The organism is Rhizobium sp. Leaf371, from assembly GCF_001424045.1.
In the GTDB taxonomy this organism is placed as follows: domain Bacteria; phylum Pseudomonadota; class Alphaproteobacteria; order Rhizobiales; family Rhizobiaceae; genus Ferranicluibacter.
This window is the reverse complement of the sequence record NZ_LMQB01000002.1, coordinates 82,377-108,923: the sequence shown is the minus strand read 5'-3', so window position 1 is coordinate 108,923 and position 26,547 is coordinate 82,377. Positions and strand designations below refer to the sequence as shown.

The window sequence follows — 26,547 nt, the reverse complement described above, 5'->3', positions numbered from 1 at the left end:
CGTCTCTGCAAACCGCGTCCTGCGGAGCGGCGTTATGGTGGTGGCGGATTGCCCAAGCCGGTCTCTCCCGGCGGTGGTATAGCTGCAAACGATACCGGCGCCGTGAAAGCGCCCGAATGAGAGGCCACGCCTCACGCCGACCGACTGTGCCCCGTACAGTCGCCTCATCTTAACTCAACGGTTGGATCCAGAACCCCCTCCATGGCCCTGCAAGAAACACACACGACCTCGCCGCGCGAAGCCCAGCCCGCCCTCCTCGACACCAACGACTCGATCCGTTCGACCTATTTCACGAACGACGAACTTCGGGCGGCAGGGGCAGCACTGGCACGGGATGGCGCAACGAGCCTGCCGAGCTTCTTCCCGTTCGAGTTTCACCAGCGTCATCGCGAGAACGAAGGCGAGATCTTCCGGGTCTACAAGATCACGGCGGCCGACGTGGAAGGCGGCGCCACCATCACGCCGGCGGCGGAATGGCTGCTCGACAACCATTATGTCGTGGAAGAGGCGATTCAGGAGGTGCGGCGCGACTTCCCCCGGAAGTTCTATCGCCAGTTGCCGACGATGCCCGTCGCCGGTTCGTCCATTCCCCGCACCATGGCGCTGGCCTGGCTCTATACGGCCCACACGCATTCCACCGTTTCGCGCGAGAGCCTGACCGCCATGGTCGAAGGCTTCCACGAGCACGCCACGTTCAAGATCGGTGAGCTCTGGGCCCTCCCCTCCATCCTGCGCTTCATCCTGATCGAAAATCTGCGTCGCATCGCCATCCGCGTCGAACGCTCGCGGGCCATGCGCAACAAGGCGAACGATGTCGCCGACCAGATCGTCCGCCTGAGCGATCCGGACAAATCCGCGACGCTTCTCAAGGACTATGAAGACCTGACGGCCGACAACTCCTTCGTCGCCCAGCTTCTCTACCGCCTGCGCGACGGCTCGCAGAGCGGCCGCGTCGTGATCGCCTGGCTCGAGGAGCAACTGGAAAAGCGCGGCAGCGATGTCGAGGCCGCCCTGGTCGCCGAACAGAACCGCCTGTCGTCCGGCAACGCGACGATGAGCAACATCATCCGCTCGCTCCGCGAAATCGACGACAATGACTGGGCCGTCTGGTTCGAAAGCGTCAGCAAGCTCGATGCCGAGCTGCGCGAGCATTCCGATTACATGTCGCTCGATTTCGGCTCGCGCAACAAGTACCGCACGACGATCGAACGGCTCGCCAAGCGCTCCGGCCTGACAGAGCTGGACGTCACCCAGCGCGCGATCGCCATGGCTGCAGGTGGTGCCGCAGACGCGCCAGCCAGCGAGACGATCGCTGGAACCCGTGCCGTGCCGACCCGCACGTCGTCGGACGCGCTCGTGCCGGAGGACGGGACAGAGAACCGGACGGGCACGGAGGCCGTATCGGACGATATCCAGACCCATTCCAGCAATGTCGGCGACTTCCTGGTCGGCAACCGGACGGATGCCTTCGAGGAGGCGATCGGCTATCGGCCGACGCTCGTCCAGTCGGTGGTGCGCATCGCGCGCCGCATGGGCTGGCTCGCCATCGCCCTGCCCAATATCCTTCTGACCATCCTTGCCATGGTGCTCGTCTACGACTTCATCAGCCCGATGGAGATGCCGACCGGCGCCAAGCTGATCATCCTGCTGCTTTTCGCCCTGCCCGCCTCGGAAGGTGCGGCCGGCCTCTTCAACACCGTCGTGACCTTCTTCCTGACCCCGTCGCGACTGGTCGGATACGAGTTCCTCTCCGGCGTTCCCGAAGACGCCCGCACCCTCGTCGTCGTCCCCTGCCTGATCTCCAAGCGCGATCACGTCGATGAACTCGTTCGCAATATCGAGGTTCATTACCTCGCAAACCCCAAGGGCGAGATCTATTTCGCCTTGGTCAGCGATTGGGCCGACAGCCAGACCGAGGAAACGAACGCGGACCTCGACGTGCTGGACTATGCCAAGGGCGAGATCGCGACGCTCTCCAAGCGCTACGCGCATGATGGCCGCACCCGCTTTTATCTCTTGCACCGCCGCCGTCTCTACAACGAGGGCGAAGGCGCGTGGATGGGCTGGGAACGCAAGCGCGGCAAGCTGCACGAGCTCAACCTTCTCCTGCGTGGCGACCGCGACACGACGTTCATCGCCGGCGCCGACAAGGTGCCGGAAAACGTCCAGTACGTCATGACGCTCGACAGCGACACGCGCCTGATGCGCGATGCCGTCACCAAGCTTGTCGGCAAGCTGTACCACCCCATCAACCGTCCGGTGATCGACGCCAAGAACCAGAAGATCCTGTCGGGCTACTCGATCCTGCAGCCGCGCGTGACCCCGTCGCTGACGACCGGCAGCGAAGCCTCGTCCTTCCAGCGCATCTTCTCCGCCAATCGCGGCATCGACCCCTATGTCTTCACCGTGTCGGACGTCTATCAGGACATCGTTTCGGAAGGCACCTTCACCGGCAAGGGTCTCTACCATGTCGACGCCTTCGAGGCGGCGATCAAAGGCCGTATCGACGAGAACGCGGTTCTTAGCCACGACCTTCTCGAAGGATCGCTCGCGCGTTGCGCGCTGGTGACGGACGTCGAGCTGGTCGAGGACTTCCCCACCCGCTACGAGGTCGAGACCTCGCGCCAGCATCGCTGGGCGCGGGGCGACTGGCAGCTCCTTCCCTATATCTTCAGCCCCTCGAACGGCCTGTCCATGCTTGGCCGCTGGAAGATGTACGACAACCTGCGCCGCTCGCTGATCCCCGTCGCCTGGCTGATCGCGTCCGTGCTCGGCTGGTACTACATGGAACCGACGCAGGCGCTGATCTGGCAGGTCGTGCTGATCTTCTCGCTCTTCGTCGCTCCTACCCTGTCGCTCATCTCCGGCCTGATGCCGCGACGCAACGACATCGTCGCCCGCGCCCATTTCCATGCCGTCCTGTCGGAAATCAGCGCCGCCAATGCGCAGGTCGCGCTGCGCATCGTGTTCATCGCCCATTCCGCCGGCATGATGGCGGATGCGATCGCCCGTGCCGTCTACCGCACCTTCGTCAGCCGCAAGCTGATGCTGGAATGGCGCACGGCGGCACAGGTCCAGAGTGCTGCGACCGGCTCCGTGCTCGACTACTACCGCGCCATGTGGATCGCGCCGGTCATCGCCGTGGTCTCGCTCGGACTGGCCGCCGTTTCGGCCACCGGCCTGCCCTTCATCGGCATTCCCTTTGCCGTTCTCTGGGCCCTGTCTCCCGCCATTGCCTGGCTGGTCAGCCAGTCGGCCGAAACCGAGGACCAGCTTGACGTTTCCGATGAGGTGAAGGCCGAGTTCCGCAAGATCGCGCGCCGCACCTGGCGCTTCTACGAGGATTTCGTCACCGCCGAGCAGCACTTCCTGCCGCCGGACAACTTCCAGGAAATCCCGCATCCGATCCTTGCGGAACGGACGTCTCCGACCAATATCGGCGTCTACCTGCTCTCGGTCATGTCGGCCCGCGATTTCGGCTGGATCGGTTTCGAGGAAACCATCCGCCGGCTTGAGGAAACCATCGCGACCGTCGATGGCATGCCGAAATATCGCGGCCATCTGTTCAACTGGTACACGACCAACCGCCTGGAAACGATGGAGCCGAAATACATCTCGGCTGTCGACAGCGGCAACCTTGCCGGCCATCTCATCGCCGTCTCCTCCATGTGCCGCGAATGGGCGGAAGCGCCTTCCGCTCACGTGCAGGGCAGCCTGGACGGCATCGGCGACGTGGCGTCGATCCTTGCCGAAATGCTGGCCGCTCTTCCCGACGACCGCAAGACGGTTCGCCCGCTGCGCCGCCGCATCGAGGAACGCCTGATCGGCTTCCAGAGCGCGTTGCAGGCGGTGAAGCGCGAGCATGAGTTCGCCTCGATCCGCGTCATCAACCTCTCGGTCCTTGCCCGCGACATCCAGAAACTCTCGCTGAACCTCGACCACGAGGTCAAGAGCGGCGCGAGCGGCGAAGTCGTCAAGTGGGCGAGCCTTCTGGTCCAGACCTGCGAAGCGCATATCGCCGACAGCACCTTCGATCTCGGTGCCATCGATGCCCTGCGCCAGCGCCTCGTCGTGTTGCGCAACCGCAGCCGCGACATCGCCTTCTCGATGGACTTCACCTTCCTCTTCCGCAAGGAGCGCCGCCTGCTCTCGATCGGCTACCGCGTCAACAGCGGCGAGCTCGACGAAGCCTGCTACGATCTTCTGGCCTCCGAATGCCGCCTGACCAGCCTGTTTGCGATCGCCAAGGGCGACCTTCCGACGGAGCACTGGTACAAGCTCGGCCGTCCGGTCGTGCCGATCGGCGCGCGCGGCGCGCTGGTCTCCTGGTCCGGCTCGATGTTCGAATATCTGATGCCCCCGCTCGTCATGCAGGAACGCCAGGGCGGCATCCTCAACCAGACGAACAACCTGATCGTGCGCGAGCAGATGAACCATGGTCGCCGTCTCGGCACGCCGTGGGGCATCTCGGAAGCCGCGTTCAATGCACGCGACCATGAACTGACCTATCAGTACACCAACTTCGGCGTACCCTCGCTCGGCCTGAAGCGCGGCCTCGGCCAGAATGCCGTCATCGCGCCCTACGCCTCGATCCTCGCAAGCATGTACGATCCGAAGGCGGCACTCTCCAACCTGGAGCGTCTGCGTGGCTTCGGCGCGCTGGGCATGTACGGCTTCTACGACTCGGTCGACTTCACCCCGACCCGCGTTCCCGAAGGCAAGACCTGCGCCGTCGTGCGCAACTACTATGCCCACCACCATGGCATGTCGATCGCCGCCGTCGCCAACGTGGTCTTCAATGGCCGCCTGCGCGAGTGGTTCCACGCCGATCCGGTCATCGAGGCCGCCGAACTCCTGCTCCAGGAAAAGGCGCCGCGGGACATTCCGATCATCAATGCCAAGCGCGAACCGGAAGCGCTGGGCAAGGGTCAGGAAGACCTGCTTCGCCCCGAGGTTCGCGTCGTCACCAATCCGATCGCCAAGGACCGCGAAACCGTGTTCCTGTCCAACGGCCATTACGCGATCATGCTGACCGCCGTCGGCTCCGGTTACTCCCGCTGGAACGGACAGACCGTCGTGCGCTGGAAGCCGGACCCGGTCGAGGACCGCACGGGGACCTTCATCTTCCTGCGCGATACCGCCACCGGCGACTGGTGGTCGGCAACCGCCGAGCCGCGCCGTGCGGACGGCGAGAAGGCGACGACCCGGTTTGGCGACGACAAGGCCGAGTTCATCAAGATCGTCGGCGATCTCACCAGTGAGGTCGAGGTCATCGTCGCGACCGAGCACGATGCCGAAGGCCGGCGCGTCACGCTCGTCAACACCGGCTCGGAAGACCGCTTCATCGAAGTGACCTCCTATGCCGAACCGGTCCTGACGACCGACGACACCGACAATGCGCATCCGCTGTTTGCCAAGATGTTCCTCAAGACGGAAATCGACGCACGGGGCGATCTGATCCGCGTGATGCGCAACAAGCGCACGCCGAGCGAGCCCGACATGCAGGTCGCGCACCTGATTGTCGACAATGCCGGCACCGACCGGCCGACGGAGGTCGAAACCGACCGCCGCCGCTTTATCGGCGAAGGCCGCACACTGGCGGAAGCCCGCGCCTTCGATGGCGATGTCAGCCTCTCCGGCACATCCGGATTCACGCTCGATCCCGTCATGGCGCTTCGCCGCACCGTGCGGGTTCCCGCCGGCAAGAAGGTCAGCGTCATCTTCTGGACGATCGCGGCACCGAACGGGTCCGATATCGACCGCGCCGTCGAGCGCTATCGCCACCCCGACAGCTTCAGCCATGAGATGATCCATGCGTGGACGCGCAGCCAGGTGCAGATGCGCCATGTCGGCGTAACCTCGCAGGAGGCGGCAAGCTTCCAGATCCTTGGCCGCTACCTCGTCTATCCCGACATGCAGCTGCGCGCGGACACGACCACCGTCCGCGCCGGTCTCGGGCCGCAATCGGCCCTGTGGCCCCTGTCGATTTCCGGTGACTTCCCGATCTTTACCGTCCGCATCAATGACGATGTGGACATGGGCATCGCCCGGGAAGCCCTGCGCGCGCAGGAATACATGCGCGCGCGCGGCGTCACCGCGGATCTGGTGATCATCAACGAGCGTGCCGCCTCCTACGCCCAGGACATGCAGCATGCGATCGACAGCATGTGCGAAAACCTGCGCCTGCGCAGCCAGTCCGATGGTGCGCGCCAGCACGTCTTCGCGGTTCGCCGCGACATCATGGAAGCCGAGACATGGGCGGCGCTGCTGTCGGCCTCGCGCGCGGTCTTCCATGCCCGCAACGGCAAGATCTCCGACCAGATGGCCCGCGCCGAAGCCCTCTATTCGACGCCGAGCATAAAGAAGGACAAGCCGGCCGTGGGCTCCGTGCCGCTTCTGGCAGCACCGATCGCGATCGACGCCGCACCCGCCACGATTTCCGGCGACGGCCTCGACTTCTGGAACGGTTATGGCGGCTTCTCCACCGACGGCCGCGAATATGTCACGCGTCTGCGCGGTGGCGAGGCGACGCCGCATCCGTGGATCAACGTCATCTCCAACGACATCTTCGGCTTCCATGTCTCGGCCGAAGGCTCGGCCTTCACCTGGAGCCGCAATTCGCGCGATTACCAGCTGACGTCCTGGACCAACGATCCCGTCGGCAACCGTCCCGGGGAAGCGATCTTCATCAAGGACATGACCAGCGGCTCGGTCGTCACCCCCTATGGTGCGCTCTCGCGCCGCAGGGATGTGACCTTCGAAACCCGCCATGGCTTGGGTGTCTCCACCTTCAGCAGCGTGCAGGACGGCCTGACGGTGGAAGCCACGCAGACCGTGCATCGCACCCTGCCGGTAAAATACACCCGCCTGCGCCTCACGAACGGCGCCGGGGAAGCCCGTCGCCTGCGCCTCTACGGCTATGTCGAATGGGTACTGGGCAACAACCGCGCCAAGACCGCGCCCTTCGTCGTCTGCCATTATGACGACGTCGCGGGAATGATGTCGGCGACCAACCCCTACAGCATCGACTATGCCGGACGGACCGCCTACCTCGCGGTCAGCGAGACGCCGACCAGCTTCACGGCAAGCCGGCGGGAGTTCCTCGGCCGCACGGGCGGCATTCTCGCGCCGCAGGCCGTGGTCGAAGGTGCCATTCTCACCGGCAGCTCCGACATCGATGGCGATGCCTGCGCGGCACTGTCGCTCGACGTCACCCTGAAACCGGGCGAAACCCGCGACCTCGTCTTCTACATGGGCGACAGCGACAACCGCGCCCAGGCGCTCGAACATCTGGAAGCCGCCAAGGCCGACACGTTCGATGCGGTGCTCGAAGCGTCGACCGCCTATTGGGAAGCCTTCACCGGCGTCGTGCAGATCGAAACCCCGGACAAGGCGTTCAACAACCTGGTCAACCGCTGGCTTCCCTACCAGAGTCTCGGTTGCCGGATCCTCGCCCGCTCGGCCTTCTATCAGGCAAGCGGCGCGTTCGGCTTCCGCGATCAGCTTCAGGATACGCTGGCCTTCATCGTGCACCGGCCGGAACTGGCGCGGGCGCAGATCCTCAACGCGGCTGCCCGGCAGTTTGCGGAAGGCGACGTGCTGCATTGGTGGCTGCCGGGTTCGGGCGCCGGCGTGCGCACGCTGATCTCCGACGACGTCGTCTGGCTCGGCCATGCCACGCAGCACTACTGCGAGGTGACCGGCACCACGGACATTCTCGACGAGACCATTCCCTTCATCGAAGGGGCGGCGCTCGAGCCCGGCCAGCATGACAGCTTCTTCCAGCCGAAGGTCTCGGAAACCACCGCAAGCCTCTACGAGCACTGCGCACGGGCCCTCGACCTCGCCATCAAGCGGACCGGCGAGAACGGCCTGCCGCTGATCCTCGGCGGCGACTGGAACGACGGCATGAACCGGGTTGGCATCGAAGGCCGGGGCACCAGCGTCTGGCTCGCCTGGTTCCTCGCCTCAACCCTGCGCGCCTTCACGGGCATTGCCCAGACACGCGGCGACAGCGCCCGCGTGACGGCGTGGACCGCGCATCTCGAGCGGCTCAAGCAGGCGCTCGAAACGGCCGGCTGGGACGGCACGCATTACCGTCGCGGCTATTACGACGACGGCACGCCGCTCGGCTCGGCCACATCGGACGAATGCCGCATCGACTCGATCGCCCAGTCCTGGAGCGTGCTCTCGGGCGAAGGCGACCCGGCCCGCGCCAAGCAGGCCATGGATGCGGTGCTCGCGGAACTTGCCGACGACGAACATCGCCTGATCCGCCTGTTTACCCCGCCGCTGTCCGGCACCGAGCAGGACCCGGGCTACATCAAGGCCTATCCGCCGGGCGTTCGTGAGAACGGCGGTCAGTACACCCATGCAGCCACATGGGTCGTGCTGGCGCTTGCCCGCCTCAAGAGAGGCGACGACGCCTGGAAGGCCTTCCAGATGCTGAACCCGATCACCCATGCGCTGAACCGCGAAGACGCCAATGTCTACCGGGTCGAGCCCTATGTCGTGGCCGCCGACGTCTACGGCCATGGCGACCTGACCGGTCGTGGCGGATGGACCTGGTACACAGGTTCGGCCGCCTGGCTCTATCGCGTGGCCGTCGAAGGCATTCTCGGCCTGCGCAAGGAAGGCGACCGCCTGATCGTCGATCCCGCCCTTCCCTCGGACTGGCAAGGCTTCAAGGCCCGGCTGACGATCGATGGCAAGGTGCATGAGGTTGCCGTGGCGAGAAGCGGCGACGATAATGGTGTGTTTGACGTGACGGTTGATACGACTGTCACAAAAAACGCGCATGATGGCGTTTTGCTCTAGCCATTCAAGGTAAAGCCGGCCCCGGCAAACCGGGGCCGGCCACCAAGGAAGCCTGAACGATATCGGCGAGGTTGAGGGGCTGGGGCGCCAAAATCCGCATGAGACACTTCGAATGCTTCAAGACACGCCACCGGTGCTGCGCACCACGCCTCCTGCCCTGCTGCAACCCTTGTTGCAGCCGGTGCCGTCACCGCTCCCCGGCCGGCCGGTCACCGGAATCCCGGTCCCGGCCGAGCGCGACACGCGGCTCGATACCTACCGGGCCATCTGCCTGTTGATGATCTTCATCAACCATGTACCGGGGCAGTATCTCGAATATCTCACGACCAAGAACTTCGGCTTTTCGGATTCGGCCGAAGCCTTCGTGCTGATCTCGGGCCTTTCGGCCGGGCTTGCCTATGGGCGCAAATTCCTGCCCGGCAACAGGCTGGCGCTCAGCCTGCGCATCTGGCGTCGCGCTTTTACGCTCTACATCGCCCACATCATGTCGAGCATCATCACGCTTGCCATCTTTGCCGGCGGTGCGCTCTATTTCCACCGGCAGGATCTGATCGGCGAAATCAACATCCGCCCGATGGTCGACAATACGGAGCAGGGCGTCGTGGCCATGGTGCTGCTGGGTCACCAGTTCGGCTACAACAACATCCTCTCCATGTATGCGGTGGTCTTTCTCATGCTCCCGGCCATGCTCCTGCTGCAGAAGGTGAGCCCTGCCCTCCTCCTCGGGGTGTCCTCGCTCGTCTGGCTTCTCGCGGGCCTCTTCCACATCGTGCCGATCAACTTCCTCGATCATAACTACTGGTTCCTGAACCCGTTTTCCTGGCAGTTTTTGTTCGCCATCGGCCTCGTCGCCATGATGCGCAGCCGGGCCGGCAACGCCCTTCCGCGCCACCCGGCCCTCATCTCGGTCGCCGCGCTCTATGTCGGCATCTCCTTCGTCTGGGTGCTGTTTTCCTGGTGGTCGATCGATTTCTCCTACGGCCTGCCCGCCGTCCTCACCGGCTTCGACAAGACTTTCCTGTCCCTGACCCGCCTGCTCCATGTCCTCGCGCTCGGCTACCTTCTCGCGATCACGCCGGTCTTCAATCGTTTGTCGCGCCTTCGCCTCGATCATCCCCTGGTCATGATCGGGCGGAACTCGCTGCCCGTCTTCATCTTTGGAACGATCCTCGCAATGATCGGCCAGGTGCTTCTGTTCGTCACCGGCAAGGATCCCATGCTCGGGACCCTGTTCGTCCTCGTCGGCATCGCCCTGCATTTCGCCTATGCCCGCTATCTCGATTGGCTCGGCGGTCTTACCAGGGCCGTGCCGGTCAAAACCTGACAGGACAGGTCTCATTCTTGGCGAAGTGGCATTTTCCTGCCGAGCGACTTGCGCTAAGGAACCGGCACGCAAGCGGCGTCGCCGCAGTCCATTTGTTTCGGTCAAAGCCATCAGTCAGGCACGTCATTGGGAGGCCACCTTGTCCACGCGCACACTTTTCCTTCTGCCGGGTGACGGCATCGGTCCGGAAGCCATGGCCGAGGTCGTCAAGATCATCGACCACATGAACATGGAAACGGGCGCAGGCTTCGTCACCGACACGGGTCTCGTCGGCGGTTCGGCCTATGACGCCCATGGCGCCGCCATCTCGGATGCCGACATGGCCAAAGCCATGACGGCCGATGCCGTGCTTTTCGGCGCCGTGGGCGGCCCGAAGTGGGACGACGTGCCTTATGAAGCGCGTCCCGAAGCCGGCCTTCTGCGCCTGCGCAAGGATATGCAGCTGTTTGCGAACCTGCGCCCCGCCATCTGCTATCCCGCCCTTTCGGCCGCATCGTCGCTGAAACCCGAACTGGTCGAGGGCCTCGACATCCTCATCGTCCGCGAACTGACGGGCGGCGTCTATTTCGGCGAGCCGAAGGAGATCATCGACCTTGGCAACGGCCAGAAACGCGGCATCGACACGCAGGTCTACGACACCTACGAAATCGAGCGGATCGCCGGCGTCGCCTTCGAACTCGCCCGCACGCGCTCGAACCGCGTCTGCTCGATGGAAAAGCGCAACGTCATGAAGTCCGGCGTCCTCTGGAACCAGGTCGTCACCGCGACGCACAAGGAAAACTATTCGGACGTGCAGCTGGACCACATGCTGGCCGACGCCGGTGGCATGCAGCTCGTCCGCCAGCCCAAGCAGTTCGACGTCATCGTCACCGACAACCTGTTCGGCGACATGCTGTCGGACGTCGCTTCCATGCTCACCGGCTCGCTCGGCATGCTGCCCTCCGCTTCGCTCGGCGCGCCCGACGGGACCACCGGCAAACGCAAGGCGATGTACGAGCCCGTTCATGGCTCGGCGCCCGACATCGCCGGCCAGGGCATCGCCAATCCGATCGCCATGATCGCGTCCTTCGCCATGTGTCTGCGCTACTCGTTCAACATGATCTCGGAAGCGGACCGTCTGGAAAAGGCGATCGCCAACGTTCTCGACAAGGGCATCCGCACCGGCGACATCATGGCGCCCGGCGCCCGACAGGTGGGCACCACCGAAATGGGCGACGCCATTCTTGCCGAGTTCAAGGCGCTTTCGGCCTGATATTCATCGAGAAGCCTGTCGAATGCCCCGGCTCCCTGCGGAGACCGGGGCTTTTTCATGTCCGGAGGTTGACTTCAGCAAAAGCGAAAACACATCAGGCGAGATCGAAAGGACCATCATGAACAGGCCGATTTCCTCCTCCGTCTGGCTGCTCCTCAGCGCCATCCTTCTTGTCGTCGCACTCGTGCCGTTCGATCCGCGCCTCTCGCAATCGGCGCAGGCGCTGCCGGAACCCTTCGTCGCTTTCAACGCGCGCATCACCGATTTCGGTACATTCGCCTGGATGATCTACGGCTCGGCGACGCTGGTGATCATCGCCTATATCCTCGCGCGTGTCGTCAGCAGCCACGGGCTCGCCGAAAAGGCGAGGGCGGCACGCCGCCTGTCGCTCTATTTCCTGGTGACGATCGGCACCGCCAGCGCCGTGGTGCACATCCTCAAGTTCTTCATCGGCCGGGCCCGTCCGGAGGCCTTTTCCGATCTCGGTGCGTACAGCCTGAACCCCTTCGCGTCGGACTGGCTGTTCCAAAGCTTCCCCTCCGGACATTCGGCGGCCGTCGGCTCCTTCTTCGGAGCCTTTGCCATGCTGGCGCCGCGACTGCGGATTCTCTTTGCGCTCGGCGCGCTCACCATCGGCGTGACCCGGGTGGTGGTCGGCGCGCATTATCCGAGCGATGTCGCCGCCGGTCTCCTCGTGGGCCTCTGGAGCGCCCTGATGATCGCCTTCCTCTTTGCTCGCCGGAACTGGGTGTTCCGGCTTGATGAGAAGGGCTGGCCACGCCCGAAGACGCAGTTCCCGAACCACGAGGACGTCTGACGAAAAAACCCGGCGGAAAGCCCGCCGGGTTCGTATCCTTCGAAACTCAGGCTTTCTCAATCCATGGCGTGGATGTCGCGATCCTTCGTTTCCGGCAGGAACAAGAGGCCGATGACCAGCGTGATGCCTGCAAAGATGATCGGGTACCAAAGGCCGTAGTAGATGTCGCCCTTGGCCGCGCTCATCGCAAAGGCCATGGCCGGAAGCAGACCACCGAACCAGCCATTGCCGATGTGGTAGGGCAGGGACATGCCCGAGTAGCGGATGCGGGTCGGGAACAGCTCGACCAGAAGCGCCGCGATCGGGCCGTAGACCATGGTGACGTAGATAACCAGTACCGTCAGGATGGCGATTGTGCCGATCCAGTTCACGCGCTGCGGATCGGCGACCATCGAATAGGTCCCGCCGTTCGCCACCGTGTAGACCGGCATCGAGGTCACGCCGGCTGCTTCCTCGGCCGTCAGCAGCTTGGCAGCCACCAGTTCGTCGGCCGTCATCGTCGCCGGTGCCGACGCGCGCACCGTTGCCGGATCGAGCGACAGTTCCGGATTGGCGGCAACGAAGCCGTCGAGCTTGCTGTCCGGCACCTTCGCCGCACCACGCTGCAGGGGATAGCCCGCATCGTGAAGCGCCATGTTGATGCCCTTCTCGAAGGCCGAAGCCTTGGTCTTCGCATCCGCACCGGCAGCCACGGTGTCGTAGCTCGGCACGCTGGCCTCGCCGATCTTCACGGTCGCGGCCTGTCCGGCCGGACCGGGAACAATGTCGTAGGGCACGGAATTGCGCGTCAGGAACGCGGTTGCGACGTCGCAGGAGGTGGTGAACTTGGCCGTGCCCGTGGGGTTGAACTGGAAGGTGCAATCCGCCGGATCGGCCGTGACCGTCGCGCGGACGGTCGCCTGAGCCTCGGCCAACGCCGGGTTGGCCGTCCAGGTCATCGCCTTGAACAGCGGGAAGTAGGTCAGCATGGCCAGCAGCAGCCCGGCCATGATGATCGGCTTGCGGCCGATCTTGTCGGAGAGCAGACCGAAGATGACGAAGAAGCTCGTGCCGACGAGCAGCGAGATCGCGACCATGATATTGGCCGACTGACCGTCCACCTTCAGGATGTTCTGCAGGAAGAACAGCGCATAGAACTGGCCGCAGTACCAGACGACGGCCTGGCCCATGGTGGCGCCGAAGAGCGCGAGAATGCCGATCTTGGCGTTCTTCCAGGTTCCGAAAGCCTCCTTGAGAGGCGCCTTCGAGGTCTTGCCTTCTTCCTTCATCTTCTTGAAGGCCGGAGACTCGTTCATCTTCAAGCGGATCCAGACGGACACGCCGAGAAGCACGACGGAGACCAGGAACGGAATGCGCCAGCCCCAAGCCGCAAACGCCTCCTTGCCGAGAGCGAACTGGACGCCGAGGATGACGATCAGCGACAGGAACAGCCCGAGCGTCGCGGTCGTCTGGATCCAGGACGTGAAATAGCCGCGTCGGCCCTGCGGCGCATGCTCTGCCACATAGGTGGCGGCGCCCCCGTATTCGCCGCCGAGCGCCAGACCCTGCAGCATGCGCAGGAGGATCAGGATGATCGGTGCGGCGATGCCGATGGTCGCGGCACCCGGCAGGATGCCGACGAGGAAGGTCGAGAGACCCATGATGAGGATGGTGACCAGAAAGGTGTACTTACGCCCCACGAGATCGCCGAGCCGCCCGAAGACGAGGGCGCCGAAGGGCCGGACGAGGAAGCCGGCGGCGAAGGCGAGCAGCGCGAAGATGTTGCGCGTCGTTTCCGGATACTGACTGAAGAAGGTTGCGCCGATATACACGGCAAGCGAACCGTAGAGATAGAAATCATACCACTCGAACACGGTGCCGAGCGACGACGCGAAAATGACCTTTCGCTCCTCCCCGGTCATCGGTGCGGCCTTCGTTCGGCCCACGGATGTCACATTTGCCATTGCAGTCGTCCTCCCAAAACGTGCATGCCACGATCCTCCTCGATCGGTTTACCGGATGCACCGATAGGCAAGAATGCCAGATCGCAGACCCATCGGGCAGCGATGCTTTCGGCTTATGACTTTCGTCTAAGACCGCGCTGCGTCCGGCCCGTCCCTGCCGGTGAAAAACCTTGACTTTATCGGCGGAATGAATATGAGCAGCAACGGAAAGGGAAGGGTTCATGCTTCGTCGGATGTCTATCATCGGCAGCGCAGACGGTCTTGCTTCGGCGGGAGCGCGTGAATCCATGTCCGCACTTTTCACAAACACGGCCAAAACGACGACGAAAACCGTCTGACGTCTCTGGCCCACCGCTCTCTCCCCGGCACGGCCGGGGACGCGAAGCCCGCGCCGCAGGCGGTCAGGGTTTCTCCCCCAGCTTCCGCGGAGAGAAGAGAAAGAGAGCAAGACAATGGGTTTCAAGATCGCCGTAGCAGGCGCCACCGGCAATGTCGGGCGCGAAATGCTCAACATCCTTTCCGAACGCGGTTTCCCGGCCGATGAGGTCGTGGCGCTGGCCTCCGCCCGGTCGCATGGCACCGAAGTATCCTTCGGCGACAAGACGCTGAAGGTCAAGAACCTCGAGAATTACGACTTTTCCGACACCGACATCTGCCTGATGTCGGCCGGCGGCGCTGTGTCGCTGAAGTATTCCCCGAAGATCGGCGCGCAGGGCTGCGTCGTCATCGATAATTCCTCGGCATGGCGCTATGATGCCGACGTGCCGCTGATCGTGCCGGAAGTGAACCCTGATGCGATCACCCAGTTCACCAAGCGCAACATCATCGCCAATCCCAATTGCTCCACGGCGCAGCTCGTCGTCGCGCTGAAGCCGCTGCATGATTTCGCCAAGATCAAGCGCGTCGTCGTCTCGACCTACCAGTCCGTATCGGGCGCCGGCAAGGACGGCATGGACGAGCTCTTCAACCAGACCCGCGCCGTCTTCGTCGCCGATCCGGTCGAAAGCAAGAAGTTCACCAAGCGGATCGCCTTCAACGTCATTCCGCACATCGATAGCTTCATGGAAGACGGCTACACGAAGGAAGAATGGAAGGTTCTGGCCGAAACCAAGAAGATGCTCGACCCGAAGATCAAGGTCACCTGCACGGCCGTACGCGTTCCCGTCTTCATCGGCCATTCGGAATCGGTCAACATCGAGTTCGAGAACGAGATCACTGCCGATCAGGCCCGCGACATCCTGCGCGAGGCGCCGGGTTGCTTGGTCATCGACAAGCACGAAAATGGTGGATACATCACGCCTTACGAAAGCGCCGGTGAGGACGCGACCTATATTTCACGCATTCGTGAGGATGCGACCGTCGAAAACGGTCTCAACATCTGGGTCGTCTCCGATAATCTGCGCAAGGGTGCAGCGCTCAACGCGATCCAGATCGCGGAACTCTTGGTTGCACGTGGGTTGATCACGGCCAAGAAGCAGGCGGCCTGATCACCGGCAAGAAATGAGGGAACCCGCCGATCGAACGGCTGGCGGGCCCCGGACCAGATGTGAAGACGAACGCTTGCGGACGGATTCACGTGAAACATCAAAGTGCTGTCTCTGCTTGCGAGCAAAGTCGGCAGCCATCAGAAGCAGGGCTACGGGGTTTTTTATGCTGAAGAAGACGTTCGCACTGGCAGGTCTTGCACTGGCTGCAGCCACCGCCCTCGTACCGCAAGCAGCCTTTGCCGCCAGTTGCGGCAACACCTCTGCCGGATTCGATGCCTGGGTGCAGGATTTCAAGCAGGAAGCCTCCGGCCGGATCAGCCCGGCCGTTCTCGATCGTGCCTTTGCCAATGTGAATTACAACACGGCGACCATTCGCGCCGACCGCGGCCAGAAGAGCTTCAAGCTTTCGCTCAACGAATTCATGAAGAAGCGTGGTGGTGCTGCCATCGTCTCGCGCGGAAAGAAGATGAAGGCGCAGAATGCGGCGCTCTTCGCATCGATCGAACAGCGCTACGGCGTGCCCGCCGGACCACTGATTGCGATCTGGGGCATGGAAACCGGCTTCGGCGGCTTCATGGGCAAGGAGCACACGCTGTCCGCCGTCTCCACGCTCGCCTATGACTGCCGTCGGTCCGACTATTTCACCGACCAGCTCTATGCAGCCCTGACGCTCGTCCAGCGCGGCGATCTCTCGACGGATGCCCGCGGTGCAGCGCATGGCGAAATCGGCCAGACGCAGTTCCTTCCGGCAAATGTCGTGAAGTACGGCGTCGACGGCGACGGCAATGGCCATGTCGACATGGTTCGGTCCAAGGCAGACGCCCTGACGTCCACGGCGAACTTCCTGCGCGGCCATGGCTGGCGGGCAGGGGGCGGCTACCAGCCGGGCCAGGCCAATTTCGGCGCGATCCAGGGCTGGAACGCCGCCAGCGTCTACCAGCAGGCGATCGCCCAGATCGCCGCCGACATCGACGGCTGATCTCTTCAATCCTGTCTTATGCGGAGCCCCGGCCATACAACGGTCCGGGGCTTCTTCATATCCGGACATGGGCTCGGACATGAAAAAGGCTGCGATGGTTTGATCCAGGCAGCCTGTTCACTCTCTCATGTGATGCGTCGCATCATGTTCCGGGCCGGGAAAAATCACCCGACTTCGGATCCATCACCCACAGTTCCCCGGTCGAGATATCGAACCAGGCGCCGTGAAGCTGAAGCTTGCCGCGCTGTTCCAGGATCTGCACGCAGGGGAACGTCCGCAGATTGACGATGGAATTGCGGATCGACACATGCTCCATCGCGCGCTGGCGCTCCGCCGCCGTCATGATGGCGTTGCCGGCGATCTGCTCGGCCGCCGGCTTCAGCATGTTCATCCATTTGCCGATGAAGTCGCCGGGTGACAATGGCTCCGCATCGGCGTCGAGCACGGCCTTGATGCCGCCGCAGCGACCGTGGCCCATGACGACGATATCCTTGACGCGCAGCGACTGGACGGCGAATTCGAGTGCTGCCGACGTCGAATGATACTGGCCGTCCGGCTCGAAGGGCGGAACCATGTTGGCGACGTTGCGCACCACGAAGAGTTCGCCCGGGCCGCTGTCGAAGATCGTCTCCGGCGCCGCGCGCGAATCGCAGCACGCGACGATCAGGGTCTTCGGCTGCTGTCCGGATTCAGCCAGCGTCTTGTAGCGGGCCTGCTGCTCGGAGAAACGGCCGGTCATGAATTTCCGGTAGCCGCCAAGCAGGTTCTCTGGAAAATTATACATGTGACTTTGCCCTTTTTTCTGCCTGTGTTTAAACGCCGATGGTGCGATGAGGCAAGAGCATCGCGGCAGGTCGGTTAATGCGGACGTGGAAAGCACGCAAACCGCCCTCGAAGACGGCTTATCAGCGTTTGCGCGCCTGCCCCGGATGCATCAGGTGACGCATCTGCACGAGCGACATGGGACCCGTGAGGCAGTGTGCATCCTGCTGCAACGTCAGCTCGTCCGCGCCGCGACGCGCCGAACGGGCGACCATCTCGAACACGCTGGCGGTCGCAAGCTGCAGCGCCTTCTCCTCGCTGTGGCCCTCCAGAAGTCTTCCCAGAAACAAAGCTGCCATCAGATCGCCTGTTCCGTTGGGTGGATTGTCGACCAGCCTGTGCTCGGCAAGCAGCGCGTGATGCCCGGAGAGATAGAGGTTGCCCGTGCTTCCATTCATCATCGCGATCGCCGAGGTAACCAACATCCGCGATGGCCCAAGCGCCAGAGCCGCTTCGAGAATGGCCGTATTGCTGTCGAGATCGGCGCTCGAAAGCCAGGAGAGCTCGAACCGGTTCGGCGTGGCCAGCCCCGCCAGGGGGATCAGACGGTCCCGAATGCCCGCGGCCACCGTTTCCGGCACGTAGAGATCGCCGCGGTCGCCGATCACCGGATCGCAGGCATAGAGGAGGTGAGGGTTGCGGGCCTTCAGCGTCTCCACCAGCCGCGCGACCGCCTCGATCTGTTGCGCATTACCGAGATACCCGGACAGAACGGCGCGGACATCGCCGATCCAGGGCGACGCCGCAAGCTCGCCCAGCATGGCATCGAACGTTTCGGGATCGATCGCCATCCGCGTCGAGCGGCCATGGCCGGGATGCCAGGGCATGATGACGGTCGGCACGGCCCAGACGGTGAAGCCCAATGTTTCCAGCGCAAACACGGCTGCCCGATTGCCGACGGAGCCCCGCATGACGTGGCTGGAAATGACGATGACGGTGCCGGCAGCGGTCTCGGACATGCAGCGGGTCTTTCTCTCGGGCGCGTTCCCGACAGATCGCCCAATGGTCATACCGCTGTCAACTGTGCATGGGAGGGGAGGAAAGGTGGAAACCACGTGACGCGGAACACCGGCACCGAGGCACATCGGCGCTTTGGAAGAAACTGGCAGGCTTTGCGGTCGCAAAAGCGAATTCTTCTGCTAGGTTCAGGGAAAAACAACGGTCGGAGGACGCAAAATCATGGGCACACGACATCATCCGAAGAAAACCCGGTTGATCGGCGACATCGAGCAGGCGGCCGAGCGCCTCGGTCAGCCTTTCCTGTCGCCGGCCATCCTCTTCGGACGCGCGAGCCCCGATGATATCGCCGCCTACGATATCGGCATGCTCGCCAGCGCCGCCGTCCACGCCTACAGAGAAATCAAAGCCCGCAGGAAAGACACGTCCCGCGTCACCGTGACCGATCTGGAAAGCGTCAGGCCCGGCGGGGCAGCCATCTCCGTCCTCTGCGTCACCGACCGCAACATGCCCTTCCTCTATGATTCCGTCATGGGCGAGGTCACCAGCCGACACCGGGACCTGTCGCTTGCCGTCCACCCCATCCTCGTGGTCTCCAAGGGGTCCGAACCCGTGCTGTTCGACCCAGAAGAAGAGAGCGATCCCGCCGACCGGGTGAGCCATATCCAGATCCATCTCAGCCATCTTTCGCCCGACGAGGCGAAAGCACTGGTCGGGGCGGTTGAAACGGTGCTCGCGCAGGTCCACCAGGCCGTCGGCGATTGGGAGCCGATGAAGACGCTCCTTGGCGAGGCCATGGGTGAGCTGGAACGGCATGCCGCAAACAAGCGCGAGGCCGATCGCGACGAGGCCCTCGCCTTCCTGAAATGGCTGCGCGACGACAATTTCACCTTCCTCGGCATGCGCGAATACAGCTATTCCGGCGACGGGCAAAAAGCGACGCTCGATCGCGGCACCGGCCATGGCCTCGGCATTCTCTCCGACCCCAATGTGCGCGTGCTGCGCCAGGGGCTCGACGCCGTGGTCACCACGCCGGAAATCCTCGCCTTCCTGCAAGGTCCCGATTTCCTGATTGTCACCAAGGCGAATACGAAAGCCGTCGTCCACCGCCGTGCCTATATGGATTACATCGGCATCAAGCGCTTCGACGCCAAGGGCAACGTCATCGGCGAATTGCGCGTCGTCGGGCTCTTCACCTCCACGGCCTATACGCGTTCGGCCTCCGACATTCCGCTGCTGCGGCTCAAGGTGCGGCGGGTCATCGAGCACTTCGGCTTCGACCCGCACGGCCACTCCGGCAAGATGCTCATCAACACGCTGGAATCCTATCCGCGCGACGATCTTTTCCAGATCGACGTCGAGGAACTGCAGGCCTTCTGCGAGCAGATCAACGAACTCGCCGATCGCCCGCGCGTCCGCGTTCTCCCGCGCATCGACCGCTTCGACCGCTTCGTCTCGATCATCGTCTACGTCCCGCGCGAACAGTATGATTCCCGCGTACGCGAGCGCATCGGCGATCTCTTCAAGGATCTCTACGAGGGCCGGGTTTCCGCCTATTATCCGGCCTTTCCGGCTGGCGGTCTCGCCCGCGTCCACTTCATCATCGGCCGTTCCGGCGGCACGACGCCGCGGATTGCCCAGAGCACGCTCGAAGACGCCGTCCGCGAGATCGTCACGCGCTGGGCCGATCGCTTCCATCTGCTCGCCCGTCGCGATGGTGTCGCGCTGAGCGTGACCGAAGGCTACCAGGCGGCGTTCGCCCCTGCAGAAGCCTATGCCGACCTGCCCGATATCGCAGCTGTGCGGACGGACGACCCGATCCGCATCGCGTTCTACGAGCGTCACAGGCCGCAACTGGCACAGGACGCCGAACCGGATACCACCGAGGCTGAGACCGCCGATCGGCTCGAGCTGAAAATCTTCCACGCCGATCACGCCGTTTCCCTCTCCCAGCGCGTGCCGCTGCTCGAAAACCTCGGTTTCCGCGTCGTCAGCGAGCAGACGCATGACATCTCCATTTCCGACGGCAACGGCGAGCGATTGGTGGTCTTGCACGACATGGAGCTGATCCACCGCGACGGAAAAACGCTCGACGTCTCGTCCATGGGACCGCTTCTGGAAGAGGCCTTTCTGTCCGCCTGGACGGGCAAGATCGAGGATGACGCCTTCAACCGGCTGATCCTCCTCTCCGGCCTCAATGCCCGCGACGTGACAGTGCTGCGCGCTTATGCGCGATATCTCCGCCAGGCCGGCATCCCCTATTCCCAGGGTCTGATCGCCGAGACGCTCAACAAATACCCCCAGGTTTCAGCCGATATCTTTCATCTCTTCATTGCCCGGATGGACCCGAAGACCGAGGAAACGGCGCGATCGCGAGAGGTCTCAGCGCTCCAGGCAAGCCTTGAAGACGCGCTCAACGCGGTGCCGAGCCTCGATGAGGACCGCATTCTCCGGCGCATGATGAACGCGGTGCTTTCGACGTTGCGCACCAATTATTTCCAGCGCGACGAAGCCGGCGAACCGCGCGTCATGCTGGCATTCAAGTTCGATCCGAAGCTTCTGGACGGCCTGCCGGAACCGCGGCCCTTCCGCGAGATCTTCGTCTACGGCGTCGAGGTGGAAGGCGTGCATCTGCGTTTCGGCAAGGTCGCCCGCGGCGGCCTGCGCTGGTCGGACCGGGCACAGGACTATCGCACCGAGGTGCTGGGGCTCGTCAAGGCGCAGCAGGTCAAGAACGCGGTGATCGTGCCTGTCGGCGCCAAGGGCGGTTTCTTCCCCAAGCTGCTGCCGGCCGGTGGTGCGCGCGACGAGATTTTCCGCGTCGGCACCGAGGCCTACAAGACCTATATCCGCACCATGCTGTCGATCACCGACAACATCGTCGATCAGCAGATCGTGCCCCCGAACGACACGCTGCGGCTGGATGGTGACGATCCCTATTTCGTCGTCGCCGCCGACAAGGGTACGGCCACCTTCTCAGATACGGCCAACGGTCTGGCGCAGGACGCCGGCTTCTGGCTCGACGATGCCTTCGCCTCCGGCGGCTCCGCTGGCTACGACCACAAGAAGATGGGGATCACCGCGCGGGGTGCCTGGGAGACCGTCAAGCGCCACTTCCGCGAAATGAACATCGACATCCAGACGACCCCTTTCAGCGTCGTCGGCGTCGGCGACATGTCGGGCGACGTCTTTGGCAACGGCATGCTGCTGTCGCGCCAGATCCGCCTTATCGGCGCCTTCGACCATCGCGACATCATCATCGACCCCGATCCCGACATCGCCGCCTCCTTTGCCGAGCGCGAGCGGCTGTTCGCGCTGCCCCGCTCAAGTTGGCAGGATTACGACCGCTCCGCGCTGTCGACAGGCGGCATGATCATTCCGCGAACGGAAAAATCGGTGAAGCTGACCCCGGAAGCGGCGGCAGCCATCGGGCTTGAGAAGACGCAGGCAACCCCCTTCGAAATCATGACGGCCATTCTGAAGGCGCGCGTCGATCTGCTCTGGTTCGGCGGCATCGGCACCTATGTCCGCGGACCGACCGAGACCGATGCCGATGTCGGCGATCGTGCGAACGACCCGATCCGCATCACCGCGGACGAGGTCGGCGCGCGGGTGATCGGCGAGGGCGCCAATCTCGGCGTCACGCAACGTGGCCGCATCGCCTTCGGCCTTGCCGGCGGCCGCTGCAATTCCGACGCCATCGACAACTCGGCCGGCGTCAATTCCTCCGACGTCGAGGTCAATATCAAGATCGCGCTGGCTTCTGCCATGCGCGACGGCCGCCTGACCCGCGCCAAGCGCAACACGCTGCTGGCATCCATGACCGATGAAGTCGCGTCTCTGGTGCTCCACAACAATTACCAGCAGTCGCTCGCGATTTCGCTGACGGAAATGCAGGGCGCCGCCAATCGCACCTCGCTTGCGCGCCTGATGACGCGACTGGAGACGGAAGGGCTGCTCAACCGCAAGGTCGAGGTCCTGCCGAACGACAGCGCGCTCAGCGAACGCTACCAGTCCGGCAAGGCGCTGACCCGTGCCGAAATCGGCGTGCTGCTCTCCTATGCCAAGATCGTTCTCTTCGACGAGATCGTTGACAGCGACCTGCCGGACGACCCCTATTTTCACGAAACGCTGATCGGCTACTTCCCCGGCAGGATGCAGAAGGCGCATCAGGGCGATATCGAGACCCATCGCCTGCGGCGCGAGATCATCGCCACGCTGCTCTGCAACGACGTCATCAACCGGGGCGGACCGGCCTTCGTCTCCACCATGATCGACCAGACCGGCTTCCTGCCGGCCGATGTGGTGAAAGCCGCCGTGCTGACGCGTGACGGTTACGACCTGCCGCGCCTTTACAAGGCCATCGACGCGCTCGACAACAAGGTGCCGGGCAGCGTCCAGAACGAACTCTATCAGGATGTCGGGCGCATCTTCGCCATCGTTACCGAGCGCACCTTGCGAACCCGTGCGACCACCGGGCCACTCGGCCAGGCGATCGACAGGCTGCGCAAGGCTCTGGAAAACCTGAAGACGGCCGCACATGGCGCCGTGCCCGAAGAAGCGGGCACGGAGATCGAGGCGCGCGCTGCGTCTCTGATCGAGAAGGGCGTTCCCGAGGCGCTGGCGCGGGATATCTCGCAGCTGTTCCTCATCACGCTCGTGCCGGAAATCATGCAGATCTCCGCGGTGGCGGGAACCTCGCTCGGCCGAACCGCGCAGAGCTACTTCGCGGTGACGCAGAGCCTCAAGGTCGGCCGGTTGCTGGCAGCGGCCGAGCGCATCATCACCACGGATCCTTACGAGGCCATGGCGCTTGCCCGCAGCACCAGCGATATCGCCGACGCCCGCCGCGCGATCACGATCGCCGCGCTCACCCAGCGCAAGGGCGAGAAGCAGCCGGTGCTTGCCTGGCAGGAAGGCGCTGCCGACCGCTTCAACCGCGTCGTGACGCAGCTGACGCAGATGACGGAGAAGGGCGAAACGACGCTCGCGAAGATCACCGTGGCCGCGGGCCTCTTGAGCGATCTCGCCGAAGACAGGGCCGGCTGATGGCCGATGCGGTGGAGGCAGCGTCCGCGCGCGCAGGCCAAGCCAAGGTCGGCCGCGCGGGCCTCTGGGGCTGGATGCTGTTCGATCTGGCAGCCCAGCCCTTCTTCACCGTCGTCATCACCTTCATCTTCGGCCCTTACTTCGTCTCCCGTCTGTCGGACGATCCGGCAGCGGGACAGGCGATGTGGGGCTATACGCTGACCGTCTCCGGCCTCGTCATCGCAGTGATGTCGCCGGTCCTCGGATCTCTGGCGGATGCCACCGGCGCGCGAAAGCCCTGGATCGCCGGTTTTGCCGTCGTCAAGATCGCCGCTCTCTCGGCGCTCTGGTTCGCGGTTCCCGGGTCTCCGCTGATCCTGCCTTTCGCCTGCATCGTGCTGGCGTCGATCGCCGCTGAGTTCTCCATCGTCTTCAATGACAGCATGATGCCGCGGCTGGTGCCACCGGAGGAGACCGGCCGGATCTCCAACATCGCCTGGGGCATCGGTTATCTCGGCGGCATGATCGTCCTGATCGCCGTCGTCGCGCTTCTCGCAGGCAGTCCGGAGACCGGCCTGACGGCGCTCGGCATCGCCCCGCTCTTCGGCCTCGACCCGGCAACCGGCGCCGATGCCCGGATCACGGGCCCGCTCGCGGCTGCGTGGTACGCGCTCTTCATTCTGCCGATGTTCCTCTTCACGCCGGACGCGCCGAAGACGGCGGCGTCGCCGAGCAGAGCGATCCGGGAAGGCCTCACAGACCTGAAAAGCGCGGTTCTCGGCCTTCGCGAGCGGCGGGGCATTCTCAAATTTCTGATCGCCCGGATGATCTTTCAGGACGGCGTCAACGGTCTCCTGGCCTTGGGCGGAACCTTTGCGGCGGGCATGTTCGCCTGGCGGACGCTCGAACTCGGCCTCTACGGCATTATCCTCAACATCGTGGCGATCGGGGGATGCCTGTTCGCGAGCCGTCTCGACACGGTGCTCGGTTCCAAAGCCGTCGTCGGTCTCAGCCTCGTGAGCCTGATCGTCGCCACCATCGGCATTGTCTCGACCGGACCCGGCTTCACGCTGTTCGGCCTGATCGAACTTTCGACCGCCGACAATGGTGGCCTGTTCGGAACGGCCGCGGAAAAGGCCTATATTCTCTTCGGCCTGCTGGTGGGCATCGCCTTCGGGCCAGTGCAGGCTTCCGCCCGCTCCTATCTCGCCCGCAGCGTCGCGCCGGAGGAGGCGGGCCGCTATTTCGGCCTTTACGCTTTATCGGGCCGCGCGACCTCGTTTCTAGCACCCGCCAGCGTCGCGACGCTGACGCTCGCCACCGGTTCCGCACGCATCGGCATGATGGCGCTGATCGCCTTTCTCGTCATCGGGCTGCTGATCCTCCTGACGACCCCCTATCCGGCCGACAAGGGCGACCGGATAGGATAGGTTATCGGCCCGTTGCGGCTTAATGCCGGAAATGGCGCATGCCGGTGAAGACCATGGCGACGCCGGCCTCGTCGGCCGCGGCGATGACCTCCTCGTCGCGCATCGAACCGCCCGGCTGGATGACGGCGGTGGCACCGGCCGCAACGGCCGAGAGAAGACCATCGGCGAACGGCAGGAAGGCTTCGGACGCCACGGCCGAACCGATCGTCAGCGGCTTGTCCAGCCCCAGCGCCCGCGCGGCCTCCTCGGCCTTGATCGCGGCGATGCGGACCGAATCGACCCGGCTCATCTGCCCGGCACCGATACCCACCGTCTGGCCGTCCTTGGCATAGACCACGGCATTCGACTTGACGTGCTTTGCCACCTTGAAGGCGAACTTCATGTCGATCAGTTCCTGCGCCGTCGGCGCGCGGCGGGTGACGACCTTGAGATCGAGATCCTCGACCATGCCATTGTCGCGGGTCTGAACGAGGAGACCGCCCGCCACGGTCTTGGCCGACAGGCCGGGCAGGCGCGGATCGGGCAGGGCACCGGTGACGAGCAGGCGCAGATTGGCCTTGCGGGCGATGATCGCCCTGGCTTCGTCGCTGACCGCAGGGGCGATGATCACCTCTGTGAAGAGCTTGACGATCTCCTCCGCCGTCGCGCCGTCCAGTTCCTGGTTCAGCGCGATGATGCCGCCGAAGGCCGACGTGCTGTCGCAGGCCAGCGCACGCCGATAGGCCTCCACCAGCGTCGTCGCCGTCGCCACGCCGCAGGGGTTGGCATGCTTGATGATGGCGCAGGCCGGTGCGGTTTCCGGCGGAAATTCGGCCACGAGTTCGAAGGCGGCGTCCGTGTCGTTGATATTGTTGTAGGAAAGCTGCTTGCCCTGCAGCAGCGTCGCCGTCGCAACGCCGGGGCGGTTCTCGCCGGTGACGTAGAAGGCTGCCTTCTGGTGCGGATTCTCGCCGTAGCGCATCTCCTCCTTCAGCACGCCGCCAATCGCGCGATGCCGCGGCATCGGCGTGTCCAGCACCTCGGCAAACCAGCCCGAGATCGCCGTGTCGTAGGCGGCCGTCCGGGCATAGGCCTTGGCGGCCATCTGGTGCCGGAAGGCAAAGGTCGTTGCTGCGTCCTCGCCAAGCTGCGCGATCAGCGTGTCATAGTCCGACGGGTCGGTGACGACGGTGACATAGGCATGGTTCTTCGCCGCCGCACGGATCATGGCGGGGCCGCCGATATCGATATTTTCCACCGTCGTCGGATAGTCGCCGCCCTTGGCGCGCACGTCCTCGAATGGATAGAGGTTGATCACCGCGAGATCGATCGCAGCGATGCCATGGGTCTCCATGGCTGCAACGTGCTCGGCATCGTCGCGGATCGCAAGCAGGCCGCCGTGCACACCCGGATGCAGCGTCTTCACGCGGCCGTCCATGACCTCGGGAAAACCCGTCAGCTCGGACACGTCGCGAACCGGCAGGCCTGCCTCTGACAAAGTCTTGTGTGTGCCACCGGTCGAGACGAGGGCGACGCCCTTTTCATGCAGGGCACGGGCAAGCTCCACGATGCCGCTCTTGTCGGACACGGAGAGCAGGGCCGTGCGCAGGGCGACGCGGTCGGGGGCGGGAATGTTCTTGGAGGCAACGGCCATGACGGGCTCCTGGCGGCAAGGGGCGGGGAAGCCGGCGGGCACGCGAAACCCCGGCCGG

Annotated in this window: 12 protein-coding genes; 8 read left to right on the top strand and 4 right to left on the bottom strand. The window is 64.0% G+C overall.

Translation table 11 applies throughout. From position 1 onward, the window contains the following. The first annotated feature begins 201 nt into the window (after positions 1-201). The 4 genes from ASG39_RS05180 to ASG39_RS05165 all read left to right on the top strand — a co-directional run bounded on the left by ASG39_RS05180 (position 202) and on the right by ASG39_RS05165 (position 12,210). Positions 202-8,817, top strand: coding sequence for a glucoamylase family protein (locus ASG39_RS05180; protein ID WP_062593612.1), 8,616 nt, complete (start codon positions 202-204; stop codon positions 8,815-8,817). Positions 8,818-8,929: 112 nt separating this feature from the next. Further along, positions 8,930-10,141 (top strand): OpgC domain-containing protein, encoded by a 1,212-nt coding sequence (gene opgC, locus ASG39_RS05175; protein WP_082476956.1) that lies wholly within the window; start codon positions 8,930-8,932, stop codon positions 10,139-10,141. Between the two features lie 139 nt (positions 10,142-10,280). Beyond that, positions 10,281-11,393, top strand: a complete 1,113-nt coding sequence (leuB, locus tag ASG39_RS05170) for a 3-isopropylmalate dehydrogenase (RefSeq protein WP_062593610.1) — start codon at positions 10,281-10,283, stop codon at positions 11,391-11,393. Positions 11,394-11,511: 118 nt separating this feature from the next. Then, positions 11,512-12,210: a phosphatase PAP2 family protein gene (locus ASG39_RS05165; protein WP_062593608.1), complete on the top strand. Its 699-nt coding sequence runs from the start codon at positions 11,512-11,514 to the stop codon at positions 12,208-12,210. A 56-nt stretch (positions 12,211-12,266) separates the two neighbouring features. Here ASG39_RS05165 and ASG39_RS05160 read toward each other — a convergent pair whose 3' ends face one another. Then, a complete protein-coding gene (locus ASG39_RS05160; protein WP_062593606.1) occupies positions 12,267-14,153 on the bottom strand; it encodes an MFS transporter in 1,887 nt (628 codons plus the stop codon). A gap of 452 nt (positions 14,154-14,605) precedes the next feature. Between ASG39_RS05160 and ASG39_RS05155 the strand changes: the two genes are divergently transcribed. Together ASG39_RS05155 and ASG39_RS05150 are read left to right on the top strand one after the other, a co-directional pair. Then, on the top strand, positions 14,606-15,640 hold the full coding sequence (locus ASG39_RS05155) for an aspartate-semialdehyde dehydrogenase (RefSeq protein ID WP_062593604.1): 1,035 nt from the start codon (positions 14,606-14,608) through the stop codon (positions 15,638-15,640). A 163-nt stretch (positions 15,641-15,803) separates the two neighbouring features. Then, positions 15,804-16,619, top strand: a complete 816-nt coding sequence (locus tag ASG39_RS05150; RefSeq protein WP_062593603.1) for a lytic transglycosylase domain-containing protein — start codon at positions 15,804-15,806, stop codon at positions 16,617-16,619. Between the two features lie 142 nt (positions 16,620-16,761). On the opposite strand, the gene ASG39_RS05145 is transcribed toward ASG39_RS05150, so the two are convergent. Further along, entirely contained in the window at positions 16,762-17,403 is a 642-nt protein-coding gene (locus tag ASG39_RS05145; protein WP_062593600.1) for a carbonic anhydrase, read from the bottom strand. Positions 17,404-17,524: 121 nt separating this feature from the next. Then, complete coding sequence (pdxY, locus tag ASG39_RS05140) at positions 17,525-18,400, bottom strand: pyridoxal kinase PdxY (RefSeq protein ID WP_062593598.1); 876 nt, start codon at positions 18,398-18,400, stop codon at positions 17,525-17,527. 220 nt (positions 18,401-18,620) lie between these two features. Between pdxY and ASG39_RS05135 the strand changes: the two genes are divergently transcribed. Further along, positions 18,621-23,447, top strand: coding sequence for an NAD-glutamate dehydrogenase (locus ASG39_RS05135; RefSeq protein WP_062593596.1), 4,827 nt, complete (start codon positions 18,621-18,623; stop codon positions 23,445-23,447). Then, entirely contained in the window at positions 23,447-24,856 is a 1,410-nt protein-coding gene (locus ASG39_RS05130) for an MFS transporter (protein ID WP_156468029.1), read from the top strand. Before ASG39_RS05135 ends, ASG39_RS05130 begins: the two co-directional genes overlap by 1 nt. Before the next feature lie 19 nt (positions 24,857-24,875). Here ASG39_RS05130 and purH read toward each other — a convergent pair whose 3' ends face one another. Further along, positions 24,876-26,489 (bottom strand): bifunctional phosphoribosylaminoimidazolecarboxamide formyltransferase/IMP cyclohydrolase, encoded by a 1,614-nt coding sequence (gene purH / locus ASG39_RS05125; protein ID WP_062593594.1) that lies wholly within the window; start codon positions 26,487-26,489, stop codon positions 24,876-24,878. Positions 26,490-26,547 lie beyond the last annotated feature (58 nt).

What these genes read in the sequence shown, in the direction of transcription:
- ASG39_RS05180 (WP_062593612.1), top strand. Translation starts at nt 202, where the DNA reads ATGGCCCTGCAAGAAACACACACGACCTCGCCGCGCGAAGCCCAGCCC.
- opgC (WP_082476956.1), top strand. Translation starts at nt 8,930, where the DNA reads ATGCTTCAAGACACGCCACCGGTGCTGCGCACCACGCCTCCTGCCCTG.
- ASG39_RS05165 (WP_062593608.1), top strand. Translation starts at nt 11,512, where the DNA reads ATGAACAGGCCGATTTCCTCCTCCGTCTGGCTGCTCCTCAGCGCCATC.
- ASG39_RS05160 (WP_062593606.1), bottom strand. Translation starts at nt 14,153, where the DNA reads ATGGCAAATGTGACATCCGTGGGCCGAACGAAGGCCGCACCGATGACC.
- ASG39_RS05155 (WP_062593604.1), top strand. Translation starts at nt 14,606, where the DNA reads ATGGGTTTCAAGATCGCCGTAGCAGGCGCCACCGGCAATGTCGGGCGC.
- ASG39_RS05150 (WP_062593603.1), top strand. Translation starts at nt 15,804, where the DNA reads ATGCTGAAGAAGACGTTCGCACTGGCAGGTCTTGCACTGGCTGCAGCC.
- ASG39_RS05145 (WP_062593600.1), bottom strand. Translation starts at nt 17,403, where the DNA reads ATGTATAATTTTCCAGAGAACCTGCTTGGCGGCTACCGGAAATTCATG.
- pdxY (WP_062593598.1), bottom strand. Translation starts at nt 18,400, where the DNA reads ATGTCCGAGACCGCTGCCGGCACCGTCATCGTCATTTCCAGCCACGTC.
- ASG39_RS05135 (WP_062593596.1), top strand. Translation starts at nt 18,621, where the DNA reads ATGGGCACACGACATCATCCGAAGAAAACCCGGTTGATCGGCGACATC.
- ASG39_RS05130 (WP_156468029.1), top strand. Translation starts at nt 23,447, where the DNA reads ATGGCCGATGCGGTGGAGGCAGCGTCCGCGCGCGCAGGCCAAGCCAAG.
- purH (WP_062593594.1), bottom strand. Translation starts at nt 26,489, where the DNA reads ATGGCCGTTGCCTCCAAGAACATTCCCGCCCCCGACCGCGTCGCCCTG.